The sequence below is a fragment of the Escherichia sp. MOD1-EC6162 genome (assembly GCF_002965125.1).
GTDB lineage: Bacteria > Pseudomonadota > Gammaproteobacteria > Enterobacterales > Enterobacteriaceae > Escherichia > Escherichia marmotae.
In genome coordinates this window covers 153,770-167,227 of the sequence record NZ_PTSB01000005.1, presented here as the reverse complement: position 1 = coordinate 167,227, position 13,458 = coordinate 153,770, and the positions used below count along the sequence as shown (strand labels likewise).

Sequence of the window (13,458 nt, the reverse complement as noted above, 5' to 3'; positions counted from 1 at the left end):
GGCCCTGGGCTGCGCCCGAAATCATTAGGTACTACGTGTACGCACCGGTTTCTCCGCGCTGCCCATCTCCTGACTGACTGCAACAATTACGCCTACTGCGGTAGGCTCTTAGAGTAAAAGTGACGATATGAATTCTCTGTTTGCCAGTACGGCCCGTGGGCTGGAAGAGCTGTTAAAAACTGAACTGGAAAACCTGGGGGCCGTTGAATGCCAGGTGGTTCAGGGTGGGGTCCATTTCAAGGGCGACACGCGGCTTGTTTACCAGAGCCTGATGTGGAGCCGCCTGGCCTCGCGTATTATGTTGCCGCTGAGCGAGTGCAAGGTTTACAGCGATTTAGACCTCTATCTCGGTGTTCAGGCGATCAACTGGACAGAGATGTTTAATCCAGGCGCGACCTTCGCTGTTCACTTCAGCGGCTTGAATGACACCATCCGTAACAGCCAGTATGGCGCGATGAAAGTGAAAGATGCCATCGTTGATGCTTTCACGCGTAAGAATCTGCCGCGTCCGAATGTTGATCGCGATACGCCGGATATCCGCGTTAACGTCTGGCTGAATAAAGAAACCGCCAGCATTGCTCTCGACTTAAGCGGTGACGGTTTACATCTGCGTGGCTATCGCGATCGTGCGGGTATTGCGCCAATCAAAGAAACCCTGGCGGCGGCTATTGTAATGCGTTCCGGCTGGCAGCCGGGAACACCACTGCTCGATCCGATGTGTGGTTCCGGTACGTTGCTGATTGAAGCGGCGATGCTGGCGACCGACCGCGCACCGGGCTTGCACCGTGGGCGTTGGGGATTTAGCGGCTGGGCTCAGCACGACGAAGCCATCTGGCAGGAAGTAAAAGCTGAAGCACAGACCCGTGCCCGTAAAGGTCTGGCGGAATACAGCTCTCATTTTTACGGTTCCGACAGCGATGCGCGGGTGATTCAACGCGCACGCACTAACGCCCGCCTCGCCGGTATTGGCGAACTGATTACTTTTGAAGTGAAAGATGTCGCGCAACTGACCAATCCGCTGCCAAAAGGGCCGTACGGTACAGTACTGAGCAACCCGCCATATGGTGAACGTCTGGACAGCGAACCGGCGCTGATTGCGCTACATAGCCTGCTGGGTCGAACCATGAAAAACCAGTTTGGTGGCTGGAATCTCTCTTTATTCAGCGCTTCGCCGGATCTGTTAAGTTGCCTGCAACTGCGCGCAGACAAACAGTACAAAGCGAAAAACGGACCGCTGGACTGCGTGCAGAAAAATTACCACGTTGCCGAAAGTACTCCGGACAGCAAACCAGCGATGGTGGCGGAAGATTACGCTAACCGTCTGCGTAAAAACCTGAAAAAGTTCGAGAAGTGGACACGCCAGGAAGGGATTGAATGTTATCGCCTGTATGACGCCGATTTGCCGGAATACAACGTTGCCGTTGACCGCTATGCTGACTGGGTGGTGGTGCAGGAGTATGCGCCGCCGAAAACGATTGATGCGCACAAAGCGCGTCAGCGCCTGTTCGATATTATCGCCGCGACCATTTCGGTATTGGGGATTGCGCCAAACAAACTGGTGCTGAAAACCCGTGAACGGCAGAAGGGTAAAAATCAGTATCAGAAACTGGGCGAAAAAGGCGAGTTTCTTGAAGTCACTGAATACAACGCTCACTTATGGGTGAATCTGACGGATTACCTCGATACTGGTCTGTTCCTCGATCACCGCATCGCACGCCGTATGCTCGGTCAAATGAGCAAAGGCAAAGATTTCCTCAACCTCTTCTCCTATACCGGTAGCGCCACCGTGCATGCGGGATTAGGCGGCGCACGCAGCACCACTACGGTGGATATGTCGCGTACGTATCTGGAGTGGGCAGAACGCAACCTGCGTCTGAATGGCTTAACTGGCCGTGCGCATCGACTGATTCAGGCCGATTGCCTGGCGTGGCTGCGTGAGGCTAATGAGCAGTTCGATCTAATCTTTATCGATCCGCCAACCTTCTCTAACTCAAAACGAATGGAAGATGCGTTTGATGTTCAGCGCGATCATCTGGCGCTGATGAAAGATCTGAAGCGTCTGCTGCGCGCAGGGGGGACGATTATGTTCTCAAACAACAAACGCGGTTTTCGTATGGATCTCGACGGACTGGCAAAACTGGGGCTGAAAGCACAAGAAATTACGCAAAAAACACTTTCCCAGGATTTTGCCCGTAACCGCCAGATCCACAACTGCTGGCTGATTACCGCAGCCTGAAAGGAATAGTAATGTCATTAATCAGTATGCATGGCGCATGGCTGTCGTTCAGCGACGCGCCACTTCTCGATAATGCAGAGCTGCATATCGAAGATAACGAACGTGTTTGTCTGGTGGGCCGTAATGGCGCGGGCAAATCGACGTTAATGAAGATCCTCAACCGTGAACAGGGGCTGGATGACGGTCGCATTATTTACGAGCAAGATTTAATCGTTGCTCGTCTGCAACAAGATCCGCCGCGTAACGTTGAGGGAAGCGTTTATGATTTCGTCGCTGAAGGTATTGAAGAACAAGCGGAATACCTGAAACGCTACCACGATATTTCACGCCTGGTGATGAATGACCCGAGCGAGAAAAATCTTAACGAACTGGCGAAAGTTCAGGAACAGCTTGATCACCATAACCTGTGGCAACTGGAAAACCGCATCAACGAAGTACTGGCACAATTGGGATTAGATCCCAATGCTGCGCTGTCGTCTCTTTCTGGCGGTTGGTTGCGTAAAGCGGCATTAGGACGTGCGCTGGTTAGCAATCCGCGCGTATTACTGCTCGACGAACCAACCAACCATCTGGATATCGAAACTATCGACTGGTTGGAAGGTTTCCTCAAAACATTCAACGGGACGATAATTTTCATCTCCCACGATCGTTCATTTATTCGCAATATGGCGACGCGTATTGTCGACCTCGATCGCGGTAAGCTGGTGACCTATCCTGGGAATTACGACCAGTATTTACTGGAAAAAGAAGAAGCTCTGCGCGTGGAAGAACTACAAAATGCTGAGTTCGATCGCAAGCTGGCACAGGAAGAGGTGTGGATCCGTCAGGGGATCAAAGCGCGTCGTACCCGTAATGAAGGTCGTGTACGTGCCCTGAAAGCGATGCGTCGTGAACGTAGCCAGCGCCGCGAGGTAATGGGCACAGCGAAGATGCAGGTCGAAGAGGCCAGCCGCTCCGGTAAAATCGTCTTTGAAATAGAAGATGTTTGCTATCAGGTTGAGGGCAAACAACTGGTGAAAGATTTTTCCGCTCAGGTGCAACGTGGCGACAAAATTGCGTTGATTGGCCCGAATGGTTGCGGAAAAACCACGTTGTTAAAACTGATGCTGGGGCAACTTCAGCCAGACAGCGGGCGCATCCATGTCGGGACGAAACTGGAGGTGGCTTATTTCGATCAGCATCGTGCGGAACTCGATCCCGATAAAACGGTGATGGATAACCTGGCAGAAGGTAAGCAAGAGGTGATGGTTAACGGTAAACCACGCCACGTGCTGGGCTATTTGCAGGACTTCCTGTTCCATCCGAAACGGGCGATGACGCCAGTACGTGCACTTTCTGGTGGGGAGCGTAACCGTCTGCTGCTGGCGCGTCTGTTCCTCAAACCAAGTAACTTACTGATCCTTGATGAACCGACCAACGACCTTGACGTCGAAACGCTGGAACTGCTTGAAGAACTCATCGACAGCTACCAGGGCACGGTGTTGCTGGTGAGCCACGATCGTCAGTTTGTCGATAACACCGTAACAGAATGCTGGATCTTTGAAGGTGAAGGTAAAATCGGTCGTTATGTTGGCGGTTATCACGACGCTCGCGGTCAGCAAGAACAGTATGTGGCGCTTAAGCAACCAGCGGTGAAGAAAACCGAAGAAGTGCCTGTGCCAAAAGCAGAAACTGTAAAACGCAGCACGAGCAAACTAAGCTATAAACTGCAGCGCGAACTGGAACAGCTCCCGCAATTACTTGAAGAGCTGGAAGCAAAGCTGGAAGCCTTACAGGCACAGGTGGCAGATGCCTCCTTCTTCAGTCAGTCTCATGAACATACGCAAAAAGTGCTTGCCGATCTGGCTGCTGCTGAGCAGGAGCTGGAACAAGCTTTTGAGCGTTGGGAGTATCTTGAAGCGTTGAAAAATGGTGGCTGATCGCAAAACAGTTGTTTGATATAGAGGCTGATGACAAAGATAAATTGCCTGATGCGCTACGCTTATCAGGCATGAGGGAAACCTCAATTTATTGGATTTGTACAATTTATCATGTCGGAAAAGGCGCTCGCGCCGCATCCGGCATGATAAACGAATACTTTGTCAGCAATCTGTAAAATAGCGCATCATTAAGGAGTACCAATGTGCGAACATCATCATGCCGCGAAGCATATTTTGTGCCCGCAGTGTGACATGCTGGTGGCGTTACCCCACCTTGAGCATGGTCAGAAAGCGGCATGTCCCCGGTGTGGCACGACGTTAACTGTTGCGTGGGATGCCCCACGTCAGCGCCCCACAGCATACGCGTTGGCTGCACTGTTTATGCTGTTGCTGTCCAACCTGTTTCCTTTTGTGAAAATGAACGTCGCCGGGGTAACCAGCGAAATTACGTTGCTGGAAATTCCTGGCGTGTTGTTTTCCGAAAACTATGCCAGCCTTGGCACTTTCTTTCTGTTATTTGTGCAACTGGTTCCTGCGTTTTGCCTGATAACTATTTTGTTATTGGTCAACCGCGCGGAATTGCCAGTTCGCCTGAAAGAGCACTTAGGACGGGTGCTTTTTCAACTTAAAACCTGGGGAATGGCGGAGATTTTCCTCGCTGGTGTACTGGTGAGTTTCGTTAAACTGATGGCTTATGGCAGCATTGGCGTAGGCAGCAGTTTTATTCCCTGGTGTTTGTTCTGCGTGCTTCAGTTGCGTGCCTTTCAGTGTGTCGATCGCCGTTGGTTATGGGATGATATTGCTCCTATGCCTGCGCTGAATCAGCCGCTGAAACCGGGGGTGACAGGTATTAACCAGGGGCTGCGCTCCTGTTCTTGTTGCACAGCAATCCTTCCTGCCGATGAACCGGTGTGCCCACGCTGTAGCACCAAAGGGTATGTTCGACGTAAAAACAGTCTGCAATGGACGCTGGCGTTGCTCGTTACGTCGATCATGCTGTATCTCCCTGCCAATATCTTGCCCATCATGGTGACCGATTTTTTAGGTTCAAAGATGCCGTCGACTATTCTCGCCGGGGTGATCTTGCTGTGGAGCGAAGGTTCTTATCCGGTCGCTGCGGTTATCTTTTTGGCCAGTATCATGGTTCCGACCTTAAAAATGATCGCCATTGGCTGGTTGTGCTGGGATGCCAAAGGACACGGCAAGCGTGACAGCGAAAGAATGCATTTGATTTACGAAGTTGTTGAGTTTGTAGGCCGCTGGTCAATGATTGACGTTTTCGTGATTGCGGTGCTCTCGGCGCTGGTGCGTATGGGAGGTTTAATGAGTATTTATCCGGCAATGGGTGCATTAATGTTTGCTTTAGTCGTCATTATGACAATGTTTTCTGCGATGACGTTTGACCCGCGTTTGTCGTGGGATCGTCAACCTGAACCAGAGCATGAGGAGTCCTGACAGTATGGAATCTAATAATGGGGAAGCCAAAATCCAGAAAGTGAAGAACTGGTCTCCCGTGTGGATATTTCCTATCGTCACGGCGCTTATAGGAGCGTGGGTTCTTTTTTATCATTACAGCCATCAGGGGCCGGAAGTGACCCTGATCACCGCGAATGCGGAAGGGATAGAAGGTGGCAAGACCACTATTAAAAGCCGTAGTGTTGATGTCGGCGTGGTTGAAAGCGCCACACTGGCTGATGATTTGACGCACGTTGAAATCAAAGCGCGTTTGAACGCAGGTATGGAAAAACTGCTGCATAAAGATACCGTTTTTTGGGTAGTAAAACCGCAGATTGGTCGCGAGGGCATTAGCGGCCTGGGGACTCTGCTGTCAGGGGTTTATATTGAGCTGCAGCCTGGGGCGAAAGGGGGCAAGCAGACGAGATACGATTTGCTTGATTCACCACCGCTGGCTCCGCCGGATGCGAAAGGGATTCGGGTGATACTCGACAGTAAAAAAGCCGGGCAACTTTCTCCGGGGGATCCGGTGTTATTCCGCGGCTTTCGGGTTGGCTCGGTGGAAACCAGCACGTTTGATACCCAAAAACGTAATATTAGTTACCAGCTCTTTGTTAACGCGCCTTACGACCGACTGGTGACCAGCAATGTTCGCTTCTGGAAGGACAGTGGCATTGCGGTTGATCTCACGTCAGCGGGAATGCGCGTGGAGATGGGTTCGTTGACAACGCTACTCAGCGGCGGCGTCAGCTTTGACGTGCCTGAAGGGCTGGATTTAGGGCAGCCTGTTGCACCGAAAACAGCATTCGTTTTGTATGACGATCAGAAGAGCATTCAGGATTCGCTGTACACCGATCACATTGATTATCTGATGTTCTTTAAAGATTCGGTACGCGGCCTGCAGCCTGGCGCACCAGTGGAATTCCGTGGTATTCGCCTGGGTACAGTAAGTAAGGTGCCTTTCTTTGCGCCGAATATGCGTCAGACATTTAATGATGATTACCGTATTCCGGTACTCATTCGCATTGAACCGGAACGACTGAAAATGCAGCTTGGCGAAAATGCGGATGTCGTTAAGCATCTCGGAGAGTTGTTGAAGCGTGGTTTACGTGGATCGCTGAAAACCGGAAATCTGGTTACTGGCGCACTCTATGTTGATCTCGATTTCTACCCGAATACGCCAGCGATAACTGGGATCCGAGAGTTTAATGGTTATCAGATTATCCCGACCGTTAGCGGCGGCCTGGCGCAAATCCAGCAGCGACTGATGGAGGCGTTGGATAAGATCAACAAACTTCCGTTGAATCCGATGATTGAGCAGGCGACCAGCACGCTGTCGGAAAGCCAGCGCACGATGAAAAACCTGCAAACTACGCTGGATAGTATGAACAAGATTCTGGCCAGCCAGTCGATGCAGCAGTTGCCGACGGATATGCAGTCAACGTTGCGTGAGCTGAATCGCAGTATGCAGGGCTTCCAGCCTGGCTCCGCAGCTTACAACAAGATGGTGGCGGATATGCAGCGTCTTGATCAGGTCTTGCGTGAATTGCAACCAGTGCTGAAAACGCTCAATGAGAAGAGCAACGCGCTGGTATTTGAAGCGAAGGACAAAAAAGATCCAGAGCCGAAGAGGGCGAAACAATGAAAAAGTGGCTAGTGACGATCGCGGCACTGTGGCTGGCCGGATGCAGCTCCGGCGAAATCAATAAAAACTATTACCAGTTACCTGTTATGCAGAGCGGTACGCAAAGTACCGCCAGCCAGGGTAATCGCCTGTTATGGGTAGAGCAGGTCGCAGTTCCTGACTATCTGGCGGGGAATGGCGTGGTTTATCAAACCAGCGATGTGAAGTATGTGATTGCCAACAACAACCTGTGGGCCAGCCCACTAGATCAACAGTTGCGCAACACCCTGGTCGCCAACCTGAGTACGCAACTGCCCGGTTGGGTGGTTGCCTCCCAGCCTTTGGGAAGCGCCCAGGACACGCTCAACGTAACCGTAACTGAGTTTAACGGCCGCTATGATGGCAAGGTTATTGTCAGTGGCGAGTGGCTATTGAATCACCAGGGACAACTGATCAAACGGCCGTTCCGTCTGGAAGGGGTACAAAATCAGGATGGTTACGATGAAATGGTCAAAGTGCTGGCTAATGTCTGGAGTCAGGAAGCCGCTGCTATTGCGCAAGAGATAAAGCGTCTACCTTAATTATAAATATTTGTAAATATAACCGTCTCCGGCATGTTGCCAGAGGCGGTTTTTTTGTGCAATTCGCAGTAAAAAACTTGTTCCTCTTCACATTTTTTGTACAACCAACATGTCCGTGTGGCTCACAAATATGACAGTGGCGTGAATTTTGCGCATTGACGGCAGTTATGATTCGCGGTATTGCTTAACTGTGATTGCACATTTAGTAATCACTGTTTTCTTTTCCACCAGAAACCAGTATGAGGGAAACGAGGCATGAAGAGACAAAAACGAGATCGCCTGGAACGGGCACATCAACGTGGTTATCAGGCCGGCATCGCCGGACGCTCAAAAGAAATGTGTCCCTATCAGACGCTGAATCAAAGGTCAGAATGGCTGGGAGGCTGGCGAGAAGCCATGGCGGACAGGGTAGTTATGGCCTGATTCTGTCTCTTTAAAAAGAAACCTCCGCAATGCGGAGGTTTCGCCTTTTAATATGCAGCCTGATTTAAATCAGAATGCAGAAGTATCCTGGAACAGACCAACTTTCAGATCGCTGGCGGTGTAGATCAGACGACCATCAACCAGTACTTCGCCGTCTGCCAGACCCATGATCAAGCGACGGTTAACAATGCGTTTAAAGTGAATACGATAGGTCACTTTTTTTGCCGTAGGTAGAACCTGACCAGTGAATTTCACTTCGCCTACGCCCAGTGCGCGGCCTTTACCTTCGCCGCCCAGCCAGCCCAGGTAGAACCCTACCAACTGCCACATGGCATCCAGGCCCAGACATCCCGGCATTACCGGATCACCGATGAAGTGACAACCGAAGAACCACAGATCCGGGTTAATATCCAGTTCTGCTTCAACATACCCTTTGTCGAAGTTGCCACCGGTTTCGGTCATTTTGACCACCCGATCCATCATTAGCATGTTCGGCGCTGGCAATTGTGGGCCTTTTGCGCCAAACAGTTCACCGCGACCAGAGGCAAGAAGGTCTTCTTTTGTATAGGATTCGCGTTTATCTACCATGTTCTCTGTAAGCCTTATTTTATTGAAGCACGCAGGATAGCTAACACGTGTACGCTGAACAAGTCCGATCAGTTCGGAATAAACCAGTTCAGCCAACGTAATGGCCACGGAAAACGGTGACGACCTTCCTGTTGCGATGCTTGCGCAATACGCTCCTGTATGGTCTGCATCAACGTCGTCTGGCCTTCGCCATCCCACATCAGATTTAATAATAAAGGCAGTGCATCAGTGACATCGTCCACTGCCCAGATTGTGAATTTGCCTTCCTCAACCGCCTTCACCAGTTCGCTGTGAAGACTCAAATGGCGAACGTTAGCCGTAGGGATAATCACGCCTTGTTTACCACTTAACTCACGCTGTTGGCAGATAGCGAAGAAACCTTCAATTTTCTCATTTAAACCGCCGACTGGCTGGGCGCGACCGAATTGATCCACCGAACCTGTGATAGCGATACTCTGATTCACCGGTACATCGGCAAGGGCGCTTATCAGGGCGCAGAGTTCAGCCATTGAGGCGCTATCGCCATCCACTTCGCTATATGACTGCTCAAAAGTCAGTGATGCCGAGAAAGGGATCTGTTGCTCGAGCTGCAGTTCCGACATCAGGAACGCCTGCATGATCATCATCCCTTTAGCGTGTATGTTGCCGCCAAGCTCGGCTTTGCGTTCGATATCGGTAAATTCGCCGTCGCCTATATGCACAACACAGCTAATACGAGAAGGTTCGCCAAAAGCGCGCGGATGGCCCGGAAATTCGATAACCGAAAGAGCGTTAATCTGCCCAACGCGTTCACCTTCGGTTTCGATCAGGATCTGCTCCTGAAGGATCTCATCCTGCATCCGTTCGGCAAGGAATCCTTCGCGCCATTCCCGCTGTTGTAGCATCAAGTTTAGCTGCTCGCCGGTAAAGCTATCGCCTTCGCATAAGGATGCGACTTCTTTACACTGGCGCAGGATCCACTGCGGTCCAAGCGGCAGAGTTTCTTGATCACCTGTGTAGCGGGTGGCTTCGCGGATAAGCACAGGCCAGGCATCGGCACCAGGCGCAGGTAACTGGTTATGTCGGGCGATAAACGTAACCCACCGACACCACTGGCTTACTGATCCCGCATCGACAATCTGGAGGGTATCTTCAAATTCACTATAAATAGCCTGCTCAGACAGTTCCGGCTCCATCTCCTGAAAATCAGCCAATGACTCGCGTTCACCGACCAGAATGACTTTAAGCTTCAGCGGTATTGAAGGAACAGAGACAGGGAGGGGGCGCGACTCATCAAACGCTACCCAGTCAAAACGTTCGCGCTTGACGATATTTTTCAGCCGCATCCACAGCAGAGGTTGTGCCAGCAGTGTACGCAAGGAGATGATTAAAATACCGCCATTTGCCTGATGCACCAGCCCTGGTTGCAAGGTAATGTCGCCATTAAACTGGCGAAGGCAGCCAAAGAGTTGTTCCGCTTCCACCCAGTCAGCAATGACGACTTGCGTTAGTGTTGCGAAATTATCATTTGCGCTAACGGCGTTACGTAAGCGAATGGTGTGGCCGGAAATCTCATAGTGACCGCCCATCAGTTGGCCTGCATCGCTTTGTAGCGTGCTTGCGGCATCGGCAATGAAATTCAGATACTCGGACTCTTCCGGGGCTTTCGCCAGCATAAAAGAGGATGATGCTCGGGCGTGCAGTAACTGTTCCAGCGCAAATTGCAGCCGCGGTTGAATGTCACTGAATAAAGGCTCGTTTTCGTCAATCAAATGTGGCTGTGCAAATACTTCCTGATAGCTTTCGGTATCAGGGACTAAGTCACGCCATGCAAGTTTCGTAATGGTCAAAGTTGATGTTTTTTAGTCTGTTGTCAAAGATGCGATTATACCGTAACCGACACTTCAGCACACGTGGAAAGCGCTGACAAAAGACCAGGCATTCACGCTAAAGCATCACAGGATGCGAGATTCTTTTCATCACACAGTTAAAAAACTGATATTCTGTAAAGAGTTACAGGGTAACATTGAGATCGCTATGAAATATCAACAACTTGAAAATCTGGAAAGCGGTTGGAAATGGAAGTATCTGGTGAAGAAACACCGTGAAGGGGAGTTAATCACCCGTTACCTGGAAGCCAGTGCCGCCCAGGAAGCCGTTGACGTGTTGCTATCGCTGGAAAATGAACCCGTGCATGTTAATGGCTGGATTGAAAAGCATATGAATCCGGAGCTGGTCAATCGCATGAAGCAGACCATTCGGGCCAGACGGAAACGCCATTTTAATGCGGAACATCAGTACACACGTAAGAAATCAATTGATCTGGAATTTATTGTCTGGCAACGGCTGGCAGGTCTTGCGCAGCGTCGCGGTAAAACGCTTTCCGAAACGATTGTCCAGCTAATTGAAGATGCAGAAAACAAAGAAAAATATGCGAATAAAATGTCTTCTTTGAAGCAGGATTTGCAGGCCTTGCTGGGTAAGGAATAACTTGCAAAGATTATTTACTTTACTGAAGACGAAAAAAACCCCGCGTGAAGCGGGGTTTTTTATCAGACGAGAACTTAAGCCTGCGGCTGAGTTACAACGTCTTTGATACCTTTAACTTCGATCTCTACGCGACGATCCGGAGCCAGGCAGTCGATCAGTGCAGCGCGCTGTTTCACGTTGTCACAGGTGTTGCCGGTAACCGGGTTGGATTCGCCCATACCACGTGCAGAGATTTTGTCAGACGGGATACCTTTAGAGATCAGGTAATCAACGACGGACTGAGCACGACGCTCGGACAGAGCCTGGTTGTAAGCGTCAGAACCGATGCGGTCAGTGTAACCCAGAACAACTACGGAACCGTCTTTCGGATCCAGGTTGCTCAGTTGGCTGTACAGCTGATCCAGAGCAGCCTGACCTTCCGGTTTCAGGGTTGCTTTGTTGAAGTTGAACAGAACGTCAGACTTCAGAGTGAAGTGCTTGGTCTGTACTTCCGGTGCCGGAGCTGGAGCCGGAGCAACTACTGGAGCTGCTTCGCCCTGACCGAAACGGTAGGAAACACCCAGGCTCAGCAGGCCGTTGTCCGGACGAGTGCCGATGGTGTGTGCGTCACCGATGTTGTTGGTCCACTGGTATTCCAGACGGGTAGCGATTTCAGGAGTGATCGCGTACTCAACACCACCTGCGAATACCGGGGAAACGCCGGTGTCGTGGTCTTTATAGGATGCGCCACCAGGTACGTTAGCCTTGGTGTCCGCACGCCATACCATACCACCCAGACGAGTGTAGATGTCCAGATCGTCAGTGATTGGGTAACCCAGTTTAGCGGTCAGTTGAACGCCCTGAGCTTTGTATGCGCCATTGATGTTGTCGCCTTTGTACGGCATACGACCTAACCAGTCGTAACCCATTTCAAAGCCAACATACGGGTTAACCTGGTAACCACCAAAAGCACCTGCACCCAGTTGGTTTTCGTGGGTCGGACCATTGTTAGGAATGAAACCAGTGTCATGGTACTGGGACCAGCCCAGTTTAGCACCAGTGTACCAGGTGTTATCTTTCGGAGCGGCCTGCGCTACGGTAGCGAAACCAGCCAGTGCCACTGCAATCGCGATAGCTGTCTTTTTCATTTTTTGCGCCTCGTTATCATCCAAAATACGCCATGAATATCTCCAACGAGATAACACGGTTAAATCCTTCACCGGGGATCTGCTCAATATTAACTCTACCGATATCTTCGGCTTATGCCGAGCACCCCTGGCGATGTAAAGTCTACAACGTAGTTGAAAACTTACAAGTGTGAACTCCGTCAGGCATATGAAAAAAAAGATTTGTATAAGGTACGTTTAACCTTTTTTGTTAACGATAATTTACAGCATAAAATCGCGGAAACCGCTTCAGACAAGCCTCCGCAGGGAAAATGAGCCATGAGTGAAATCATCAGCCGGACGGTAAAAAAAGTTCCAGGATTAATCCTAAATTTACTTAATGATACAAATTAGAGTGAATTTTTAACCCGGAAAGTTGTCTCGTGGCGTGAGAGGATGCGCTTACTGGACGCATAATGAACCCCATTGCGTTACCTTCATTGGCGGCATCCACAAGTTCAGCATGTTCTTCTTCTGTCAGATCATCTGCTAACCAACCGATCACCACGCTGTAATTTCCTGTGCGTAATGCGCGAACCATTGATTCCACTGTGTGGCAAGGGGAAAGCTGGTTGATCTGCATCACTTTCGTTAAAGGTAGTCCAGCAGCCTGAACCCATTCACGACTCAATTTTTGTTGTGGCGTTAACCATAACTGCCAACGCGATTGTTGGCCGAGTTGTTGTAATAATGGCAAAAGCAAGAGTTGCGTCATCATGGGCTGATCTTCGCGATAGACAACTTCACTAATTAGCCCAGCTGTAGTGTTTTCCGTAGAGACACGCGCGATTTTGCTTGTTGCGGATGAGAACAACGAAGAACGATGTGCATAGCCTGAAGTGTACATAATCAATCCAGCCCTGTGAGTTACTGTATGGATATACAGTACATCCGGTGACAACAAAGATCAACCCTATTTTCGGAAAGTGCCTCGCAAATTTTGTCGTTGGTGGCTGGAAAACATAAATTAATCTTGCCCCTTGAGAATAAGTTGCCTATTTTCGTATTTAACGGATCC

At 50.3% G+C, this 13,458-nt stretch carries 11 protein-coding genes; 7 read left to right on the top strand and 4 right to left on the bottom strand.

Annotated features, from left to right (window positions below; genetic code table 11):
* Positions 1-127: 127 nt before the first annotated feature.
* The 6 genes from rlmKL (at position 128) to rmf (ending at position 8,238) form a co-directional block, all read left to right on the top strand.
* Entirely contained in the window at positions 128-2,236 is a 2,109-nt protein-coding gene (rlmKL, locus tag A9587_RS06480; protein WP_105263243.1) for a bifunctional 23S rRNA (guanine(2069)-N(7))-methyltransferase RlmK/23S rRNA (guanine(2445)-N(2))-methyltransferase RlmL, read from the top strand.
* Between the two features lie 11 nt (positions 2,237-2,247).
* Positions 2,248-4,155 (top strand): ABC transporter ATP-binding protein, encoded by a 1,908-nt coding sequence (locus A9587_RS06475; RefSeq protein WP_000053064.1) that lies wholly within the window; start codon positions 2,248-2,250, stop codon positions 4,153-4,155.
* 201 nt (positions 4,156-4,356) lie between these two features.
* Positions 4,357-5,610 carry a membrane integrity-associated transporter subunit PqiA gene (gene pqiA / locus A9587_RS06470; protein ID WP_000333137.1) on the top strand — a complete coding sequence of 418 codons (1,254 nt, stop codon included), beginning with the start codon at positions 4,357-4,359 and terminating at the stop codon, positions 5,608-5,610.
* Positions 5,611-5,614: 4 nt separating this feature from the next.
* Entirely contained in the window at positions 5,615-7,255 is a 1,641-nt protein-coding gene (gene pqiB, locus A9587_RS06465) for an intermembrane transport protein PqiB (RefSeq protein ID WP_000445524.1), read from the top strand.
* On the top strand, positions 7,252-7,815 hold the full coding sequence (gene pqiC / locus A9587_RS06460) for a membrane integrity-associated transporter subunit PqiC (protein WP_001516130.1): 564 nt from the start codon (positions 7,252-7,254) through the stop codon (positions 7,813-7,815). The genes pqiB and pqiC overlap by 4 nt, the downstream gene beginning before the upstream one ends.
* A gap of 255 nt (positions 7,816-8,070) precedes the next feature.
* Positions 8,071-8,238 carry a ribosome modulation factor gene (gene rmf, locus A9587_RS06455; protein WP_000828647.1) on the top strand — a complete coding sequence of 56 codons (168 nt, stop codon included), beginning with the start codon at positions 8,071-8,073 and terminating at the stop codon, positions 8,236-8,238.
* Positions 8,239-8,307: 69 nt separating this feature from the next.
* On the opposite strand, the gene fabA is transcribed toward rmf, so the two are convergent.
* Both fabA and A9587_RS06445 read right to left on the bottom strand, forming a co-directional pair.
* Complete coding sequence (gene fabA / locus A9587_RS06450; RefSeq protein WP_000227927.1) at positions 8,308-8,826, bottom strand: bifunctional 3-hydroxydecanoyl-ACP dehydratase/trans-2-decenoyl-ACP isomerase; 519 nt, start codon at positions 8,824-8,826, stop codon at positions 8,308-8,310.
* 68 nt (positions 8,827-8,894) lie between these two features.
* A complete protein-coding gene (locus tag A9587_RS06445; RefSeq protein ID WP_000156540.1) occupies positions 8,895-10,655 on the bottom strand; it encodes an AAA family ATPase in 1,761 nt (586 codons plus the stop codon).
* 187 nt (positions 10,656-10,842) lie between these two features.
* Here A9587_RS06445 and matP point away from each other — a divergent pair, with 187 nt between their 5' ends.
* Positions 10,843-11,295 carry a macrodomain Ter protein MatP gene (matP, locus tag A9587_RS06440; protein ID WP_001516131.1) on the top strand — a complete coding sequence of 151 codons (453 nt, stop codon included), beginning with the start codon at positions 10,843-10,845 and terminating at the stop codon, positions 11,293-11,295.
* 74 nt (positions 11,296-11,369) lie between these two features.
* Here matP and ompA read toward each other — a convergent pair whose 3' ends face one another.
* Both ompA and sulA read right to left on the bottom strand, forming a co-directional pair.
* Complete coding sequence (gene ompA, locus A9587_RS06435; RefSeq protein ID WP_001516132.1) at positions 11,370-12,422, bottom strand: porin OmpA; 1,053 nt, start codon at positions 12,420-12,422, stop codon at positions 11,370-11,372.
* Between the two features lie 355 nt (positions 12,423-12,777).
* On the bottom strand, positions 12,778-13,287 hold the full coding sequence (gene sulA, locus A9587_RS06430; protein WP_000288698.1) for an SOS-induced cell division inhibitor SulA: 510 nt from the start codon (positions 13,285-13,287) through the stop codon (positions 12,778-12,780).
* Between the last annotated feature and the right edge of the window lie 171 nt (positions 13,288-13,458).

Excerpts from the sequence above, each read along its gene's own strand:
- fabA (WP_000227927.1), bottom strand. The coding sequence starts at position 8,826 with ATGGTAGATAAACGCGAATCCTATACAAAAGAAGACCTTCTTGCCTCT.
- pqiB (WP_000445524.1), top strand. The coding sequence starts at position 5,615 with ATGGAATCTAATAATGGGGAAGCCAAAATCCAGAAAGTGAAGAACTGG.
- matP (WP_001516131.1), top strand. The coding sequence starts at position 10,843 with ATGAAATATCAACAACTTGAAAATCTGGAAAGCGGTTGGAAATGGAAG.
- A9587_RS06475 (WP_000053064.1), top strand. The coding sequence starts at position 2,248 with ATGTCATTAATCAGTATGCATGGCGCATGGCTGTCGTTCAGCGACGCG.
- sulA (WP_000288698.1), bottom strand. The coding sequence starts at position 13,287 with ATGTACACTTCAGGCTATGCACATCGTTCTTCGTTGTTCTCATCCGCA.
- rlmKL (WP_105263243.1), top strand. The coding sequence starts at position 128 with ATGAATTCTCTGTTTGCCAGTACGGCCCGTGGGCTGGAAGAGCTGTTA.
- rmf (WP_000828647.1), top strand. The coding sequence starts at position 8,071 with ATGAAGAGACAAAAACGAGATCGCCTGGAACGGGCACATCAACGTGGT.
- pqiA (WP_000333137.1), top strand. The coding sequence starts at position 4,357 with ATGTGCGAACATCATCATGCCGCGAAGCATATTTTGTGCCCGCAGTGT.
- ompA (WP_001516132.1), bottom strand. The coding sequence starts at position 12,422 with ATGAAAAAGACAGCTATCGCGATTGCAGTGGCACTGGCTGGTTTCGCT.
- pqiC (WP_001516130.1), top strand. The coding sequence starts at position 7,252 with ATGAAAAAGTGGCTAGTGACGATCGCGGCACTGTGGCTGGCCGGATGC.